The following is a 19,656-nucleotide window of genomic DNA, read 5'->3' as shown; positions in this document are numbered from 1 at the left end:
TTTGTGATATGGGAAGTTTATAATGTACTCCGGGAGGCCAGTTCTGGACCTCGGCATGTCCCGGAGAGGAGGTGAAGCCGTTCTTATCTTACGGGTATCCGTGACAAACGCATAGAAGTCCACAACCTACACCGAAGGGGATGATCCAAGCATGATATTCAAGACTTCTGATGGAACACAACCAAGATTGACACCGAACAGGATACTTACAGGGGCGGTCTTTTGGACGCTGGCAGTGCTGTCTGTTATTCTTCTTCCGTCAAAGGCCGGCGCATATGAACTGACAAGCGACAAGCTGCTCATTGAAACCGGGCAATACGGTGAAATTTCATCGCTGAAAATCAAGGGAGACGCCTTCCCGACCGAGTATGTGATGAACAAGACAGTATCGCCGGAGCAGGATACAGCTGATCATCAGTGGCTTGGAGAGCTGCTCTTCACCTACCGCCTGGATGGAGGCGAATGGATCAAGGCGTCTACCAATCAGTCCGGGGATGTCCGGATCATAGACAAGGACGGCAGCAAGGTGACGGTCACCTACGAAAACTCCGCAAACGCTGGCGGAATACACCATTTCAAGCTGGTTGAAACCTATACGATGGAAGCGGACGGCTCACTCCAGTGGGATATTCATGTCGCCAACATCAGCGGCAAAAGCCTGGAGTTCGGAGATATTGGGCTTCCGCTTCCCTTCAATGAACAATGGACTTACGGGGATGCCATTTACGAGACCCGCGTGGTCACCCACTCCTTTGTTGGGGGCAGCGGTTCTTATATTACTGCAGGCAGACCCAGCGGGATTGGCTCCTATCTGATGCTGATGCCGGATGCCGTTACCGGCGCGGGCTTTGAGTATCAGGACCGCTGGCGCAATGAAGAGCATCCGGGCAGCAAGTGGGCCTGGAACCCTGACAATGAAGGCAAATGGATCGAAGGCCTGAATGTCTTTTATATTCATTCGAATGTGATCAAATCCACCAACCGGGGATATTTGCCTCATACCAGCCTGATTCTGGCTGCCGGGGAGAGCAAAACTTACGGCTTTAAGCTGTTTGCTGTTGCCAATGAGCAGGAAGCCAAGGACAGGCTGTATCAGGAAGGGCTGATTGATGTAACTGTGGTCCCCGGCATGATTGTGCCAATCAACCAGAAGGCCAAGTTCGATCTGCGCACCAAGGCTGACATTCACAGTGTGAAGCTGGATGACGGGACTGATGTTCCCCTGCTTGAGCAGAAGAGCGGAGATCACCATATTTATGAATTCAGCCTGGGCAAGCTGGGGCCGCAGCATGTCACGGTCCATTATGGAAGCGGTCTCACAACCGTGCTGCAATTTTACGGCATCGATGCGGTGGACCGGGCGCTGGAGGATCATGCGACCTTTATGGTCGAACAGACACAGTGGAATCTTCCCGGGGACATACGTGACAAAGTGTTTGACGACTGGATGATGAACACGAAGTCCAAACGGAACAACTTCAGCGGGTACTGGGGCTGGGGAGATGACTGGGGATTGACACATGGACAGTTTTTGGCCGAAAAAAATGCCCTGAGTCCTGTAGCTTCGGAAATTACGGCAGTGGATGAATACCTGGAAACGGCCATCTGGACCAATCTGATGAATGGCCATCATGAGGATTATCTGATCCATGACTTCCTGATGGAGGAGCCGAACACAACACCTACCTACCGCGGATACGCCTATCCTCATATCTATAATACGTATTTCAGCATGTACAAAATTGCCTCCAATTACCCTGAGCTGGTTGCCTACAAGCATCCCAAGGAAACCTATTTGTTGCGGGCCTATAATATTCTGAAGGCTCTGTATGAAGGCCCCGTTTCCTACAACTGGGAGACCGGACTTATGGGAGAGCTGACCACACCGGATATCATTCAAGCGCTTGAAGATGAAGGCTACGTGGATGAGGCCAATGATGTCAGGGCCAAAATGCTCCGCAAATATAATAATTTTAAAAATAACAAGTACCCTTACGGCTCGGAATACAGCTATGACAACACAGGGGAGGAAGCCGTATACACCCTGGCGAAGATGCAAAAAGACAACAGCTCGGAGCAGGCCAAGGCGCTGGAGATGATGGGCAAAATCAACGCCAAGACAAGAGCTTCGCGTGGACAGATGCCTGTCTGGTACTACTACGCCGATCCGGTAACCATTACGGGGGAAAACTGGTGGAACTTCCAGTACAGCGTGTCGCTGGCCGGTTATGCGATGGACGACTGGATCCGCTATCATGCCGCAGCCAACCGTGAAGAGGAGCAGCGGTTGTCCTATGCAGCCAAGCTGGCTAATCTCAGTGCCATCAACTCCGGGCAGATCAGCGATGATCCGGCGAATTACGGGGCTGCAGCCTGGACCTACCAGGCTGAGAAGGGCAATAACGGCACCAATGGAACCGGCGGCGGCCGGAACGTTCCGCTGCTGAACGGTTGGAAAGGCATGACCGGAGAAGCCGATCTGGGGCTGTTCGGTGCGCTGCAGATTCTCAGTGCGGACATTGCCGTCGATCCGATCTTCGGAGTAACAGGCTACGGGGCGGATGTTACGGTCACGGATTCCGTCTATTACAATATTACGCCTACGGACGGTCTCTTCAAACGGATCAATCTGATTACCGAAAAGCTCTATGCCGAGCTGGATAAGGATCAGTTTACGGAGGTCAGACTGTCTGCCAATAAGGATTATGCCAAGTTCAGCCTGCGCAATTTGACGCCTGGCTACGCACATGAAACGACGCTTACCCTGAATGGTCTGGTAAAAGGAGCCTATCTCATCACTATTGATGGTGAGCCTGCGGGCAAGCTGAATGCGTTCGGCGATGAAGCGAAGCTGACGATTGAAGCCGGACCGGCGGTTGCTTATACAGTAGAGCTGAGTGCAACGGAACCGGATGAGAATCAGGCCCCTGCCGTGGATGCAGGAGCGGATTTCACGTACACGCTGCAAGTGGACGATGCCATGCTTCGCGGCAAAGCTAAGGACGATGGTCTGCCGCAGGGGACGCTGAACCCGGAATGGACCCTTGTGTCCGGACCGGAAGACGGTGAAGCTGTGTTTGGCAATAGTGCGGCGCTGCTCACTTCGTTCACGGCAACGAAGCCGGGAACGTATGTGTTCAAGCTGGCCGTAAGCGATTCGGAGCTGGAGGGCAGTGATACGGTTGCGGTGACAGCCTTGTCGCCGCCGCCGCTGCCGGAGCTGCTTGCGCATTATAGCTTCGATGAAACATCCGGTACGGTGGCAGCCGATGATTCCGGAAGCGGAAATGACGGCAATGTGCTGGGAGCCGCCTCCTGGCTTCCGGGCAAAATCAATCATGCGCTTGAGCTGAGCGGACAGGACGCCTATGTGAAAATGCCCCAAGGCCTGCTGAGCCGTGCGGCTGAGGTAACGGTTTCTGCCTGGGTGAAGATGGACAGCGTTGGAACCTATTCGCGGATCTTCGATTTTGGCACCGGAACAAGCACCTATATGTTCCTGTCCCCCAAAGCGGGCTCCATTACCCGGTTCGGTATTTCTACAGGCGGGAATGCCCCCGGTCAAGAGCAGACCATTGACGGTCCCGCTCTTCCTGCCGGCGAGTGGAAGCATGTCGCTGTGACATTGTCAGGCTCTCTCGGGATCTTGTACATCGACGGGGTGGAAGCGGGCAGAAATAACCATATGACACTCAAGCCTTCGGATCTCGGCAAAACCAAAAACAACTACATTGGCAAATCACAGTTTGCCGACCCGTATTTTGATGGTCTGATCGACGACTTCCGGATCTACAGCAGAGCGCTAAGTCCGGACGAAATCACTGCACTTCTTGCACCTGCAGGCAACATTGTCTCGGTAGAGGATGTAGTGCTTACAACACCGGCCAAGCAGGCGCCGAAGCTTCCGTCAACGGTTACCGCCATCCTGGAGGATGGAAGCCAGTCTGTGGTCTCTGTACAGTGGGAATCGGTTGCTCCTGCACTCTATGATAAGGAGGGTTCTGCTTTTACCGTAAACGGAACTGTTATCGGAACACAAACGGCGGTTCAGGCTAAAGTTACAGTAACCAGGCGGGTTATCGCTCCTTTTCCCGAGCTTGTGCTCCGCTATAACTTCGACGAAGGGCAGGGAACTACTGTTGCCGATGCCTCGGGGAACGGACATGAAGGAAAAGTTCAGGGCGCTTTGGATTGGGAGGCGCAGGGGCATAAGAACGGGGCGTTGACCTTCAGTGGAGCAAGCGGCAATTACATCTCTGCCGGCACTGATCCGGCCCTCCAGCCAGGCAGTATGACGCTGTCCTATTGGGTCAAACGCACCGGAGCCATGAATGACAAGGAGAATGTGCTGCTGTGGTTCAAGCCTGAGGGCAACTACGCGGGCAACGGATTTTTTATCACCTACAACGGCAACTCCAGTATTGTGTACGTAGATGGAGTAAACGGCTTCTATGTGAAGCAGTCGCCTGAGGCGTTTTTGCCGCTGAATGAATGGACAAATGTGGTCTTCACCTTTGATGCGGCGACCAAGACCGGAGCAATCTACAGAAACGGTGTGGCCCAGCAGGTTGACACCGATGGTTCCCCAGGCTCCATTACAGCTACAAACGATGTGAAGAAAATCGGGGTCTCCGGTTATGGCAACGGGGCACAGCTGAATGCCGGACTTGATGATTTCCGCATCTACAGCGGGGTAATGAGCGCTTCGCAGGTAAAAGCGTTGTATGAAGACAAGGACATTCAAAGTGTAGAACCGGTCAGCGTAACGACGGCTGCAGCCGTTGCACCTGTCCTGCCGGACACGGTTCAAGTGAAATATGAGAACGGAAGCGAAGGGACAGCTGAGGTCAGCTGGAACAGTGTGCCGGAGGAGGACTATGCACTGCCTGGAGAGTTTACGGTTGCGGGACAAGTGGAAGGCACAGCATGGCCTGCTGCAGCGACGGTAACCGTAACTGACCCAGTGGAACGAACGATTGTTGAGCTGAAGGAGGTACACATTACCACAACAGCAGGAGTCGCCCCTGTGCTGCCTACGGTAGTTCAGGCTACGTACTCCGACCATACGATTGGCGAAACCTCTGTCATCTGGCCGGCCATTGACCCGGCTCTGTATGCGGCGCCGGGAGTCTTCTCCGTGACCGGAACCGCTGGCGGAACGGATCAGCCCGCTGTAGCCAAGGTTTCCGTGCTTGATGCAGAGGCCCCTGTCATTGTCAGCCTTCAGGATGTGGAGGTTGTGACCACAGCAGGGAATGCACCGCTGCTGCCGTCGGTAGTCACGGCAGTATACAGTGATTCGTCTTCCCGTGCGGTTCCCGTAGTCTGGCAGACGATTCCCCCGCAGCAGTATGCCCGCGCCGGAAGCTTCACCGTGAACGGTGCAGTGGAAGGTACGGATTTGGCGGCCAGAGCGAAGGTTACCGTGACAGGACCAACGGTCACACCGGCACCAACGCCGGCACCTACACCAACGTCAAACCCAAATCCGGCAACGACACCAACGCCAAAACCGGCACCGGCAGCGTCTGCAGCCCCGGCCTCCGGATTGAAGGTGGTTGGCGAAGAAGCATTCACCGCCGGGCCGGCGGCCGCTGCTGTAGAGATCACGCTGGGTCAGGGACAGGCCCGGGCCTCGCTGCCGGTGAATGCCGGAGCACTGCTGGGCACCAGAGCCTTGGTGATCCGGGACGGTGAAGCCTCATTGCAGATTCCGGCGTCTGTTCTGACAGAGCTTGGAACGAAGCTGGCAGAGGCTAAGCGCAGCGGAGCAGCAATTATGATCAAGCTTGCTCCGGTTCCGGAAGGAGCAGCCCCTGCCGGAAATGGCAGCGGCATCTACCGTCAGGAAGGGACGGCCTATGAATTCGGGCTGGTGCTGCGTGCTGCGGATGGATCGGAAATTACATTGTCTTCCTTTTCCCAGCCGGTCCGTGCCATGCTTCCCTACGCTGATTCGGCTGTGAACGTGGAACTGCTTGGGGTGTACCTGAAGCACGGAGACACCTCGCAGTGGAGCTATGTGGGAGGAACAGCAGACAAGACCAGCAAGAAGGTTGTGCTTATGCTGGACCATTTCAGCACCTATGCCGTGTTGTCCTATGATGCCACATACACGGATGTTCCTCCTGACCACTGGGCGTTTGCAGCATTGAAATCGCTCAGCGCCAAACATGTGGTCACAGGGCTCCCGGACAGCCTGTTTGCTCCTGCCCAAACGACCACACGGGCTGAGTTTACTGCTATGCTGGTCAGAGCGCTTAATCTGAAGAGCACTGGCGGGCAGCTTCCGTTCCAGGATGTGCAGGACGGCAGCTGGTACACCGGGTCCGTAGCGGCGGCCTATGAAGCCGGACTGGTTCAAGGGGTATCAGCAACCGCATTTGCACCGGATGCCAGGATGACCCGTGAGCAAATGGCTGTGCTTCTCATCAAGGCCTACGAATACAAACAAGGTCAGGCGGCTTCGCGCGGCGGATTAAAAAATCTGAGTGATAGTGCCCTAATCTCGGTCTGGGCTAAAGCACAAGTGGATCAAGCAGTCGCTCACGGCATGATGCAAGGGACAGGTGACGGGCGGTTTGACCCGCAGGGACCCGTGTCCCGGGCGCAGGGCGCGCAGGCAATGTATAACTTTTTACGTGCGGTGAACTAAACACAGGATATTTCCACAGAATGAAGAAGGTGCACATGGGTCCAGGGTCCAGGCACCTTCTTTTTTCTACCCTGCATCCGAAAAAATCCACCATTATAAAAAATTTGGAATTTATTATTGAAAGCGCATTTCCTATGATGGAAACAGGAATCCAATCAACGCATTTGAGCATATTTTTCCGAAGCGAGTTTTGCGAAGGGATTCAAGGAAGCGTATGCTACAAAACTTTTAGGGAGGGTTATGATGGAGCGCAAGGGAAAAGGGCGTGGAAAAGTATTCTATGGGCTGCTGACAGTAATTTTGCTGCTGGCCGCCCTGCTGGCAGGATGTTCAAGCTCTGAAGGCAAAAATGGGGCCGATTCGGGAAATGCAGCGAAGGATCAAGGAAACGCAGAGCAGTCGGGGAAGCCCGTAACGCTAAAATTTACGTTCTGGGGCAGTCCGCAGGAGAAGGCGGCCATAGAAAAGGCGACCCAGGCCTTTACGGAGAAATATCCGAATATTAAGGTGGACGCCATTCATATTCCGGAAGCGGATTATGATGCCAAGATTACGGCAATGGTGGCCGGTAACGAAGCACCGGATCTGGGCTATATGCATGGCGAGCTGGCAGATCCGTGGCAAAAGGACGGCAAGTTCGTCAATATGTTTGAACTGCTGGATGCCGATAAGGAGCTGAAGCGGAGTGACTTTCTGGATTATATCTGGTTCAAGTCCTCCGAGGATTTCGCATACGGAATCAGTACGGCCGGTGAAACCTTCGGCTTGTTCTATAACAAGGATCTTTTTGATGCAGCCAAGGTGGAATATCCCCCTGCCAAACCGGAAATGGCCTGGAGCTGGGATGAATTCGTGAAGGTCGCACAGCAGCTGACTCTCGATAAAAATGGTAAAAACGCCGCCGATCCGGGATTTGATCCTGATAATATCAAGCAGTTCGGCGTTTCCTTTGAAACTTGGCACGGACCTGTCCACGCCACAGTGATTAACAATGAAGGGGAATGGGTGACCAAAGACGGCAAATTCGGGTTCAGCCAGCCGGAAGCGGCGGAAGCGATCCAGCGCCTGGCGGATTTAATCAACGTGTACCATGTGGCCCCGTCACCGGTGCAAATGAAGTCGATTCCTTCCCAGGCGGTTGCCCTGCAATCGAAGCTGGCAGCGATGTCGATGCACGGCCAATGGATCAATCTGGATCTCGGTGCCGCCAAGGTCAATTATGACATCGGTGTGCTCCCCAAAATGAAACGCAGCGTTCCCATGGGAATCAGCGGAGCTTCTGTCATCTATAAATCAAGCAAGCATCAGGAAGAAGCCTGGCTGCTGACAAAATTTCTGGAGAATCCGGAAGGCGCCATTGATCTGTATAAAGGCGGATTGTGGATGCCTACAATGACCAAATGGTATACCGATCCTGAACTGGTAGCCAAATGGGCGGAAAATAATCCGGCTCACCCCTCCGGCTTCAAGGATGCGATGATGAATAATCTGCTGAACAACGGGGTACCGAACGGGTCGTATTACATTAAAAATTTCTCCAAAGTGAATGCGATTACCTTCTCCGGCATGGATGAGGTATGGCTGGGCAAGAAAACCGCTCTGGAGGCGATGAAGGAGCTTGAAGCAAAGATTCAGCCGGAAATCAGAGGGCGTTATGATGTCTCCCCTTGACCGGGCAGCGGGTGTGCCACAGACCCTGAAGCCTGTCCGGCGTTCACGCAGAAGACCGCATGCTGCCAAGGAGCTGCGTTACGGACTTCTGTTTGCTTCGCCTGTACTGGCGGGATACCTGCTGTTTGTGCTTGTTCCCATCGCCACAAGCATATATCTCAGCTTCACCAACTATAGTGTAGGAATGGTGCCGGAATGGATTGGGATCGGCAACTATAAGACACTGTTTACCGGTGCCGATCCCTTCTTTTATCCGGCCGTCAAAGCCACGTTCTATTATGTTTTTGCCAGTGTGCCGCTCGGCATTATCATTTCCTTTTTTGCCGCCGTGCTGCTGAACCAGAAGATTGTAGGCAGAGCTTTTTTTCGCGGAATATTCTATTTGCCGGTCATTATTCCGTTAGCCGCTTCTTCCATGGTATGGATGTGGCTGCTGCAGCCGGATTTTGGCATTGTGAACTATATGCTGGAGCAGCTTCATCTTCCGACTTCGCAATGGCTGGGAGATACGGGGTCGGTCGTGCCGACCTTGATTCTCTTCAGCTTTTGGACACTGGGCAATACCATTGTGATTTTTCTGGCCGGGCTGCAGGGCATCCCTTCCCAGTTGTATGAGGCGATTGAGATCGATGGGGGGAACCGGCTTCATAAGCTGTTTTATATCACCATTCCCATGACTTCGTCCATTATCTTTTTTAACACGGTGATCGCTTTCATCAACGGGTTTCAGGCGTTTGTCCAGCCTTCGGTCATGACGCAGGGCGGGCCGAATAATAAAAGCCTCTTTTATGTGCTGTATCTGTTCAACGAAGGGTTCAAGTCCTCCCGGATGGGCAGCGCCAGCGCGATTTCCGTACTGCTGTTTCTGGTCATTGCCCTGTTTACCGCTTTGATCTTCTTCTTTTCCAAATCGCTGGTGTATTACGAAGGGAAGGGGGAGCAGCGTTGAAACAGCAATCGTGGATTAGCAAAGCAATCATATACCTGCTGCTTGCTGCCGGGAGCTTCTTTTGCCTGTTCCCGATCTTTTGGATGGTCCGCACTTCCCTGATCGACATGGGGGAGCTGTATCAGATTCCTCCGGGACTCATTCCAAAAGTTTTGAATTGGGATAATTTCCGCACGGCGCTGGATGCCTATCCGTTTGGCCGCTTTTTTATGAACAGTGTAATTATTACTTCCCTGGCAATTCTGGGCGTGCTGCTTTCCAGCTCATTATGTGCCTACAGCTTTTCGCGTATCGACTGGAAAGGGCGGGACAAAGTGTTCGGGGTGATTTTAACCGGACTTATGATTCCCTTCTTTGTGGTCATGATTCCGCAATATGTATTCTGGAACGCGCTCCACTTGACGGATACCTTTGTTCCGCTAGTAGCGCCCGCCTGGTTCGGCGGTGGGGTGTTCAATATTTTTCTGCTCCGGCAGTTCTTCCTGGGCATTCCCCGCGAGCTGGACGAAGCGGCCAAGGTGGATGGAGCGGGGCATCTGCGGATTTATGCGGTGATTATTGTTCCGCTTGCCAAACAGGCGATGATTGTGATCGGCTTATTGACCTTTTTGGCCAATTGGAATGATTACCTGGGGCCGCTTGCGTTTATTACCTCCGAGAAAAACTATACGCTGATGCAGGGACTGACGTTATTTCAAGGCTCCTATTCAGCGCAGTGGAATCTGATGATGGCGGCGACGACAGTTATTGTGATCCCTTCACTGGTCATTTTTCTGATTGCGCAGCGGCATTTCATTGAAGGGATTGCCATGACCGGGATCAAAGGCTGATAAGGGGGGGACCTCATGTATGATATTTTGCTGGTAGATGATGAACCGGCACACCTGTCGGGCTTATCCGGCATGCTGCGCCGCTTGCGTCCGGATTATGGCATTGCCACGGCCAGAAGCGGCCGGGAGGCACTGGATATTTGCAGCGGGCGCTGCTTCCAGATTATCATCACCGATATCAGGATGCCCCAGATGGACGGACTGCATTTCCTGGAACAGATATCGCCTTCGGCCACTCCGCGGCGGGTCATCTATTTGAGCGGCTACAGCCGCTTTGAATATGCGCAAAAGGCGATGAGTCTGGGGTCGTTCGAATATATGCTGAAGCCGCTGGACCCGCAGAAGTTCATTGCCGTGCTGGAGAAGACGGAAAAAAGCCTGGAACAGGAATTTGCCGCCCGGCAGCAATATGAACGGCTTGCCGTCCGGTTGGATGTGGCGGAACCGGCATACCGTCATCGTCTCCTTAACGGATGGATCGAAGGCAAACAGCTGATGGCAGCCGAAAAAGCTGAAATTGCCGGCATTCTCGGTTTCAGCGGCAGAGGCAGCCTGCTGGTAGCCCATACGGAAGAGGAAGCGGCCCAGGAAAGGGGGATGGCATTATTGCGCCAGCAGGGCTGGTGCACTGCCTTTGCTTCACGGCAGGACCCCGGCCTGCTGGTGGCAGCGGGCGGTGCAGAGCCTGATTCCGGCCTGCTTCAGGGTCTTGTTCGGCTAGGGCTGACTGTCGGGGTTAGTGCTCCATTAGAGCACTTCATTGATGAGGCAGCCAATGCCTATGCCGGGGCCCGCCATGCGGCTGAGCGGCGCTTTTATGCGCGGCCGGCTGAGCCGCAGGTCTATTGGGCCGCGGAAGGCGGACTGGATGCAGGCCGGAATCTGACCTTCGACAAGCGGCTTCCAGGCAGATTAAGAGAAGTCATCGATGGCTGGGACGGGCATGAAGCGTTCCAGTCCGCAGCTGCTGAGGCGGTCCGCCGAATCCTTGGAGAAGGGGCTCCGCCGATGCCGGAAGAACTGGTGCGGGGAGTCCAACAGCTTTTGTACAAAGTGATTTATGACCTGGAAAGTGTACGGGAGGAGCTGCTGGCGGGTCTGCTGAAGCGTGCTTCCTGCTTTGCGGAGGGGATCACTGTATATCACGAGCTCATTGATTCCACAGCCGGGCTGTTGAAGGACATTGCCTGTGCTGTGGCGGAAGCGAAGCGGGAGAGGAAGGAGGGGGTGATGTCCCGGTGTCTTGATTATATTGACAGCCACTATATGGAGGACCTGTCCCAGGAAACGGTTGCCGCCATGTTTCATTTCAGTTCCAGCTACTTCTGCCAGTTTTTTAAGAGCCGGCTTCATATGACCTTTAATCAATATGTGACCCGTCTGAGACTGAATAAAGCCAAAGAAATGCTGAAAAGTTCAAATGTAAAGGTGTACCGGGTCGCGGAACAGCTCGGGTATCATGATGTCAAGTATTTCAACCGTGTATTCAAGAAAGAGACAGGGCTTACGCCGGAGGAATACCGCTCTTTAACGGGTACCCCCCGATGAACCGTGCGCTTCGCCATTCGTGGAAAAATATGAAGCTGAGAACAAAGCTGATCGTATGTTTTGTCTTGCTCATTTCGATCCCTTCGGTAACGAATGCCGTGATCAACTATAAGACAAGCTCGGACATCATAGTCAGCAATGCCGAAGACAGCATCCTGGAGATCGTCAAAAAGAAAACAGAGATCAGTGATCTGCTGCTGAACCATATCGAAGCCCGGACCATTGACCTGATTTCAGACCCGGATTTATTCAACCTGTTTGACCGGCAGCAGCCGCAAAATGATGATGAGCTGTTGAAAATGGACCGCAAAGCCACGGAGATTCTGAACAAATACTTCCGGAGCGGGCAGGATTTCTATACGGTGCAGCTTGTTACCAGCTACTACAGCTTCGGAGGAGGCGCTACAGGCTATACTACCAATCCCACGTTCGTATCGGTTCCTCCCAAGGGCTTCACACAATCCTATATTTATCAAAAGATAACAGAGGCGAAGGGGAGCCTGCAGTGGTTCCCCACCTATGATTGGACCCGGATATTCGGTCAGCCGGAATTAGGGGGAATGGACGCCAGATTCCGCATGGTTTTCTCTGCGGGGAGGGTGCTGAACATCTCACCCATCATTGACGGCATGAGCCGCAGCTGGCCTGAGACGGTGGAGCGGCCTGTACTGCTGATCAATTTCAACGAGGAGTATTACCGGCAAAATATGGCTCAGGCGCCTGCCGTGAAGGGCTCCTATTTCTATGTCGTATCCAGAGCGGGGCAGATCGTCACTCACCCGGACCATTCACTGCTGGGGATGTCTGACGGGAACAGGTGGCATCAGGATCAATTCAAGTCTGCTGCCGGCACTTCACTTGTCAAGGCGGGGAAGGAGGATGTGCTGATCGGCTATGCCGCATCCGGCGTAACCGGGTGGGTAACCGTATATGTTGTCCCGTACCGCCAGCTGCTGCGCAACTTGCCGACCGTGAACTATACGGATTTGTTCATTACGCTGGCGCTGCTGCTGCTGTCTGTTGCTGTTGCCTATGTGATTTCCAGCCATTTGACCCAGCCGATCAAAAAAATGATGGCGGCAATTCAATTAACCGGAGCCGGTAATTTCTCCACCAAAATTCCTGAACCGTCGCAATTGGAATTTCGCATTCTCGTGAAGCGGTACAACCAGATGAACGAAAGGATACTTGAACTGATCGAGGAAAATTACAAAAGCACCAGACGCGAGAAGGAGGCGGAGATGCTGGCGCTCAATCTCCAGCTGAACCCGCACTTTCTCTACAATACGCTTAATATCATCAATTGGATGGCTCTGGCGCGGGAGGAAACGGAAATCAGTCAAATGATTGTCAGTCTTTCTACCATGCTCCAGTACACCGTGAACAATGGCCGGGAGGAGGTTTTGCTGGAGGAGGATCTGAACTGGCTGAAAAGCTACACGCATATTATGGGGAAACGTTATGCAGGAGTGGTTGAGATTGGTTACGACCTGGAGCATTTGCCTCCCGGAATAGTGGTCCCCAAGCTGTTCCTCCAGCCTATTGTAGAGAATGCAATTATCCATAGTATGGAGACGGTTGAACGGGGCGGGCGGATTATAATCTCCGGGAGAAAAGCCGGGGAGCGGCTGCATTTTTCGGTCGCGGATAACGGAGGAGGGATGTCCAAGGCGCACATCGATGCGTTGTTTATCCGGGACGAAGGAGGTATCGGGCTTAGAAATGTGAAAAAAAGGCTGAATTTGATGTATGGCGAACTGGCGGAGCTGCAGATCCAATCGGAGCCCGGGGTGGGAACGGTCGTGACCGTAGTAATTCCTTATTGAACTACCGTATATCTCAGCCCGAATCGTTAGAATTCATCTTAATTATTTTTTTTAAAAGTCATCCATCGCTATATAGATTGAACCTGAAATCTGTAACATTGATGTCCGATCCAATAGAAGATTTGTTGCTGATTGTACTTTCTGCAATAGAATTCTCAGTATTCTGCGGCGAATCGCATTCTGCTGTATTACGTGCAATAGATTTAGGGATTGTGGGTCAAAAACACCATTCTCACGGGATTCTATTGTACAAAGTGCAATAGCTTCAGTTTTCCGGCCGATTAAGGGGACATCTGCTGCATAAAGTGCAATAGAACACGCCGAAACCTTCATTTGAAGTCATGACGCATTGTCAGTTAATAAGCTGTTTAACTCATATAGGTTGAAATAATTAAAAATGAGGTTGGAAATCACGATTTTCTTTTACCGCAGAGCATGTATTATTGTAGATGAATTACTATAATTTTGAAGTTTCGCGGAGGGAGGCAAAGAGCAGGCTGATAGAAGGGGACAACAGACTTTAGAGAGAGTGAGGCCAAGGGGAGGCGCAGAAACGTATTGTACATTCCGCTTTAACCAGGAGGTTAAATCTATGCTGGAGAAGTTTCGGGTCTCATCTGTGAAAAGGACAATTTTGAGTACTGTCTTCATAGCTTCAGCTCTGGGATTTCTGTGGGCTGCCCAGCCCGCCTATGCGTATGATCTTTCGAACAGCAATTTTCAGGTCAGCACAGGTTCAAATGGCGACATATCCAGCCTGAAGCTAACTGGAGACAATTTCCCCACCAACTACGTCATGAATGCAAGCAATGCCCCCAACCAGAACACAGCGGATCATCAATGGCTCGGTGAGCTGATGTTCACTTACCGGCTGAACAACGGGTCCTGGACCAAGGCCTGGACCAATAAGTCGGCCGATGCAAGGACCCAAAGCCAGTCCGGCAACACTGTCAACATCACCTATCAAAACTCTGCAAATACGGAGGGAATCCGCAATTTCCGGGTGAATGAAAGCTATTCTCTTGTGAGCGATTACTTGCTCTGGCAGATTCAAGTGACCAATACCAGCACTCAGACGCTGGAAATCGGAGACTTTGGCCTGCCGCTCCCCTTCAACGAATTCTGGACCGGAGGAGGCAATGAGCAGATTTATGAATCGCGGGTGGTCACGCAATCGTTCATCGGCAATAACAGCTCTTATGTTACCGCACAGCGACCAAGCGGCATTGGCCCGTCTCTCCTGCTTGTCCCGGACAGCACAACCGGCGCGGGTTTTGAGTATATGGATAACTGGCGCATCCAGCAGCATCCCGGCAGTAAATGGGCTGGCGACCAGGGCGGCTGGATCGAAGGCCTTTCCGTCTATTACATCCATTCCAATGTGATCAAAAGCACCGGCAGCGGATACCTGCCCAACAGCAGCTTGACTCTGCAGCCTGGAGCGAGCAAGACCTATGCCTTCAAATTTTTCAAAGCCGCCAGTGAGCAAGCCGTCAAGGACCGGCTGTATTCCGAAGGGCTGATTGATACCACTGTAGTCCCGGGCATGATAGTGCCGGTCAATCAGACCGCCAAATTCGATCTCCGCACCTCTAAGACCATTACTTCCGTGACTGCGCAATATCCTTCTGAAACGACCGTGACTTCGCTTGGGACAACCCCGGGTGACCACAAGCTGTATTCACTGCAGATGAACCACCTGGGTCCCAACAATATTACGGTGAATTACGGCAGCGGAGAAAAGACCACCCTGCAGTTCTACGCCATTGAAGCCGTGGATGCCGCACTTCAGCGCCATGCGACCTTTATGGTGAACAACCAGCAGTGGAATGTGCCTGGAGATATCCGGGACAAGGCATTTGACGACTGGATGATGCAGAATAACGCCAAACGCAACAACTTTGCAGGGTACTGGGGCTGGGGAGATGACTGGGGTTACACACATGCTCAATACCTTGCCGAGAAAAATGTCCAGAAGCCCGTCGCCTCGGAAATCACAGCGCTTGACCAATATCTGGACACCACGATCTGGACCAACCTGATGGCTGGCCATCATACCGATTATCTGGTGCCCGACTTCCTCATGGCGCCGCCGAATGATACTCCAACCTACCGGGGATATGCTTACCCGCATATTTACAACACCTATTTCAGCATGTATAAGATTTCCAAGCTCTACCCTGGACTTATCAGCTACAAAGAGCCGGGCAACACCTATCTGCTGCGGGCCTACAATATTATGAAAGCGCTCTATGACGGGCCAGTCGCCTATAATTGGAACACCGGCCTGATGGGAGAATTGACCACACCGGAAATTATCAAAGCACTGCAGGATGAAGGATTTACCGCCCAGGCCAATGACATCATTGCGAAAATGAACACCAAATACAACAATTTTGCGGGTACGACTTACCCGTACGGCTCCGAATACAACTATGACAATACTGGCGAGGAAGCCGTTTATATGCTGGCGAAGATGAAGAACAACAACGCGATCAAAAGCAAAATCAATACCAAAACCCGCGCTGTCCGCGGAAAAATGCCTGTCTGGTATTACTACACAAATCCGGTAACCATCAACGGGGAACCCTGGTGGCAGTTCCAGTACACGGCATCGCTGGCCGGCACGGCTATGGATGATTGGGTACGCAACAATTCTTCCACACCGGAGGTAGAGCAGCGGCTGAGTTATGCAGCCAAGCTTGCGAACATTAACGCCATCAACTCTGGCCAGATCAGCTCCGATCCGGCGGATATTGGGGCGGTATCCTGGACGTATCAGGCCATGAAAGGCAACAATGGCGCGCTTGGTCTTGACGGCGGCCCATTGTTCAACGGCTGGCGCGGAATGTCTGGAGAAGCCGACCTCGGTTTGTTCGGGGCCATCAAGATTCTTAGCTCCGATGTGGCTGTAGACCCGATCTTTGGCCTCTACGGTTACGGCTGCGAGGTCACCGAGAGCGGCGGCAATTATGTTGTTGTTCCCAAAGACGGAGTGTTCCAGCGCCTGAATCTGATCACGGAAAAATGGGGCATGAACCTGGAACGCGACAGATACAGTCTGGCAACAGTCGCCAAAGCGAAGAACAGTGTCAGCTTCACCCTAAGCAATGTAACACCGGGTACAGCCCACGTGACAAAGGTAGCGCTGAACGGCCTTGCCGCCGGCACCTATAATGTAATGGTCAATAATGTGGCCTCCGGCAGCTTTACTGCAGTAAATGGCCAGACGGCAACAGCCAGCCTGAATATCGGTACGGCTGCAGCCTATGAAGTGAAGATCGAGCAGGGAACAGTCACCCCGGTGCCAAGCATCATTGCCAATTACAAAATGAACCAGACCTCGGGAACGGCGGTTACCGATTCCTCAACCGCAGGAAATCACGCCACAGTAACGGGAACGCCTTCCTGGATTGCCGGCCGCTCAGGAGCAGGCAATGCGCTGAGCCTCGGCACCAACGCTTATGCTGCTCTGCCTGCCGGAATCGTCAGCCAGTTGAATGATTTCACGATCTCAGCCTGGGTGCGTATTACCACAAATAACGACTGGGCGAGAATCTTTGATTTTGGCTCGGATACGACTGCTAATATGTTCCTGGCTCCCCAGACCGGGGACGGAGGGGGCTTGCGCTTTGCCATTACCAACAGCGGCAACAGCGCCGAGCAGCGGCTTACGGCCTCTGCCCCGCTTGCAACCGGACAATGGAAGCATGTTGCGGTAACGCTGTCCGGCACAACGGGCCGACTCTATGTCGATGGCGTGCAGGTCGCCACGAATACCGGCATGACACTGAAGCCGTCCAGCCTTGGCAATACTACTCAAAACTATATCGGCAAATCCCAATACGGCGATCCTAATCTGGAGGGGGCCGTCGATGATTTCATCATCTACAGCCGCGCACTCAGCGCATCCGAGATCACCTCATTGTTCAATGGAACGATGATTCAGGGAGCCGGCACTGAGGAGGCAGATTTGCTGCAGGAAGAACAACTGCAGGAAGAACAACCACAGCCCGGGCTGCCGGGTGAAAAACCGGATGGCGGCAGCCTGCCGATCAATAAATAGCAGGAGTCTACGATTTCTTGAAGACCCGGTTACCTTCATAAAGCGTGTCAAATAGGATGACTATTTGCACGCTTTTTTGCATGTTGCTATATAAGCTGTGAAATGGGGAAATATGTTCATTTATTGTCGAATAACATTATGGTTTGTTGTATTATGGAACTAAGCCGTTTTCCAGTATCAAGGAGGGTAATAGTTTGCATATACAGAGAAAGGCCGGGCTGCGTCAAGGTAAAAAGCTCAGTCTAACATCGCTTTTTACGGGTCTTGTAACGCTGGTGGTTCTGCTAACCACAACTATAATTATGGTGGGTTCTTATGACTCCAAGAAACAATCGTTGATGGAAACAACGCTCCACCTGAATTTCTCCAATGCCGACCGCATGGCGAGGACCATGGATTCCTTATTTCAATCCATACGCAGCAGCCTGGCACATAATGCGCAGATGCTTTCCAATGTGGATGCTATGACACCTGAGCAAGTGGGGCATCAATTGGAGCTGATGCGTAACAGCAGCAATTATTTTAATTCCATTGTTGTGATCGGTAAAGACGGGCTGGTCCGCAACGTGGAACCCACCTCAATAGGGACTGCGGGCAAACATATCACTTCTCAAGCGGCCAAAGAAGCGTTGGAGCTCAAACAGCCTTACACTTCTGCTCCTTATATGACAAAGAACACCAACAGGCTAATCGTGTTCCTGAGTCAGCCGATCTTCAGCAATGACGGTACATATCTTGGTATACTGGGCGGTACCATTTATCTGCAGGAGAATAACGTTCTGTCCAGTATTTTTGGAAATAACAAAGTGGACGATTTTGGATCTTATTATTATATTGTGGATTCCGGCGGACATTTATTGTATCACCCGGACAAGCACCTCTTCGGGAAGGATGTCAGCGGCAACGAGGTTGTGCAGAAGCTGATGAAAGGGCAAAGCGGGGAACAGCAGGTCCGCAACCTTAATGGAAATGAACTGCTCGCCGGATACTCCAGTGTTCCAGAGAGCGGCTGGGGAATTGTGGTCGTTTCACCGATGGCGCTGATCCATCAGCAGCTGATCGGCCATATTCAGACCATTATCGCCTATTCCCTGATTCCGTTCATTATTCTGCTGAGCGCTGTGATTCTTATAGCCCACAGACTGGCTCGGCCGTTTGCCTATCTGGCCGATTTGGTGAGCAAGATGGGCAAGGAAAGGATCGTGCTTCCGCCGGTCAAGCCGCACTGGAGCCGGGAGGCCGATTTGCTGACGAAGGCTGTGTTTTTAGCGGTAGCGGACATCCAGAAGCAGACGGATCAACTGACACAGGAGGCAGCGACCGATACGTTGACCGGGCTGAAGAACCGGAGGTCGCTGGAATATACCTTGAGCCAGTGGATTGCCTCAGGGATTCCATTTTCACTGATTGTGCTGGATGTGGACCGGTTCAAGTTCGTGAACGATACCTACGGCCATGTCACCGGCGACGAGGTGCTGAAGCATGTGGCCGGAGTGATCGTCTCCTCGCTTCGCCCGGATGATGTGTGCCACCGTTTTGGCGGTGAAGAATTTGTCATTCTGCTGGCCCGCACCCGCCCGGCCGAAGCCTTCAATGTGGCGGAAAGAGTCCGCCGGGCGCTGGAGCAGAGGAAGGGGCCGATTCCCACGCAAGTTACCGTATCGCAGGGCATCGCCCACTATCCGCAGCATGCTTCAGAGCAGGCGGAGCTGCTGAAGAAAGCGGATCAGGCGCTATATCGTGCCAAGAGCAACGGAAGAAACAGAACGGTGGTCGCGGAGGACAACCCGGCGGCCCCATCGGCATAACCACTTGCGTGGAACATTGGCGGGATAAGGAGGCTGCCCTTTCAGCGGTACTAGCGGGGATTAGTGGGAATTTGTACACTTAATTTGGCTAGAAAAGCTTCCTGTAGAGGAAATAGTGGGAAAAAGGGAACCTAATATAAGCAAATTCGCCCGGGAGGGGTAGAATCGGCCAGATTAAGTGTCCTTTTTCCAACTAATGCCTGCGAAGTAGCGGGATGGGGAGGATTTAAGTTCACTTTTTCCACTTCAGCCATGCTGCCGAGTCCAAAAGTGTCCGGAAGGACCGGGAGAGCATAGGTTTGA

8 protein-coding genes and 1 pseudogene are annotated in these 19,656 nt (G+C 52.7%); all 9 read left to right on the top strand.

Translation table 11 applies throughout. The features are described from left to right. Positions 1-235 precede the first annotated feature (235 nt). Positions 236-4,066 (top strand): annotated as a pseudogene (locus PRIO_RS36970) (DUF5695 domain-containing protein); the annotation flags it as partial. 33 nt (positions 4,067-4,099) lie between these two features. Beyond that, a complete protein-coding gene (locus PRIO_RS36965; protein ID WP_331709854.1) occupies positions 4,100-6,655 on the top strand; it encodes an Ig-like domain-containing protein in 2,556 nt (851 codons plus the stop codon). Between the two features lie 240 nt (positions 6,656-6,895). Further along, positions 6,896-8,326, top strand: coding sequence for an ABC transporter substrate-binding protein (locus PRIO_RS23795; RefSeq protein ID WP_046504973.1), 1,431 nt, complete (start codon positions 6,896-6,898; stop codon positions 8,324-8,326). After that, positions 8,274-9,275, top strand: coding sequence for a carbohydrate ABC transporter permease (locus PRIO_RS23790; RefSeq protein ID WP_231869742.1), 1,002 nt, complete (start codon positions 8,274-8,276; stop codon positions 9,273-9,275). Before PRIO_RS23795 ends, PRIO_RS23790 begins: the two co-directional genes overlap by 53 nt. Then, positions 9,272-10,105, top strand: a complete 834-nt coding sequence (locus PRIO_RS23785) for a carbohydrate ABC transporter permease (RefSeq protein ID WP_020429042.1) — start codon at positions 9,272-9,274, stop codon at positions 10,103-10,105. Before PRIO_RS23790 ends, PRIO_RS23785 begins: the two co-directional genes overlap by 4 nt. 15 nt (positions 10,106-10,120) lie before the next feature. Next, a complete protein-coding gene (locus tag PRIO_RS23780) occupies positions 10,121-11,653 on the top strand; it encodes a response regulator (protein ID WP_020429040.1) in 1,533 nt (510 codons plus the stop codon). 29 nt (positions 11,654-11,682) lie between these two features. After that, positions 11,683-13,479, top strand: a complete 1,797-nt coding sequence (locus tag PRIO_RS23775; RefSeq protein WP_169316493.1) for a sensor histidine kinase — start codon at positions 11,683-11,685, stop codon at positions 13,477-13,479. A 592-nt stretch (positions 13,480-14,071) separates the two neighbouring features. Further along, positions 14,072-17,545 (top strand): DUF5695 domain-containing protein, encoded by a 3,474-nt coding sequence (locus PRIO_RS23770; protein ID WP_020429035.1) that lies wholly within the window; start codon positions 14,072-14,074, stop codon positions 17,543-17,545. A gap of 194 nt (positions 17,546-17,739) precedes the next feature. Continuing rightward, positions 17,740-19,353 (top strand): sensor domain-containing diguanylate cyclase, encoded by a 1,614-nt coding sequence (locus tag PRIO_RS23765; protein WP_046504969.1) that lies wholly within the window; start codon positions 17,740-17,742, stop codon positions 19,351-19,353. The last annotated feature ends 303 nt before the right edge of the window (positions 19,354-19,656 follow it).

Origin of the sequence: Paenibacillus riograndensis SBR5 (assembly GCF_000981585.1) — a bacterium.
GTDB lineage: Bacteria > Bacillota > Bacilli > Paenibacillales > Paenibacillaceae > Paenibacillus_AQ > Paenibacillus_AQ riograndensis.
The sequence above is the reverse complement of the archived record's forward strand: the minus strand, read 5'-3'. Positions and strand labels throughout refer to the sequence as shown.

What these genes read in the sequence shown, in the direction of transcription:
- PRIO_RS23770 (WP_020429035.1), top strand. Translation starts at nt 14,072, where the DNA reads ATGCTGGAGAAGTTTCGGGTCTCATCTGTGAAAAGGACAATTTTGAGT.
- PRIO_RS23795 (WP_046504973.1), top strand. Translation starts at nt 6,896, where the DNA reads ATGATGGAGCGCAAGGGAAAAGGGCGTGGAAAAGTATTCTATGGGCTG.
- PRIO_RS23775 (WP_169316493.1), top strand. Translation starts at nt 11,683, where the DNA reads ATGAAGCTGAGAACAAAGCTGATCGTATGTTTTGTCTTGCTCATTTCG.
- PRIO_RS23780 (WP_020429040.1), top strand. Translation starts at nt 10,121, where the DNA reads ATGTATGATATTTTGCTGGTAGATGATGAACCGGCACACCTGTCGGGC.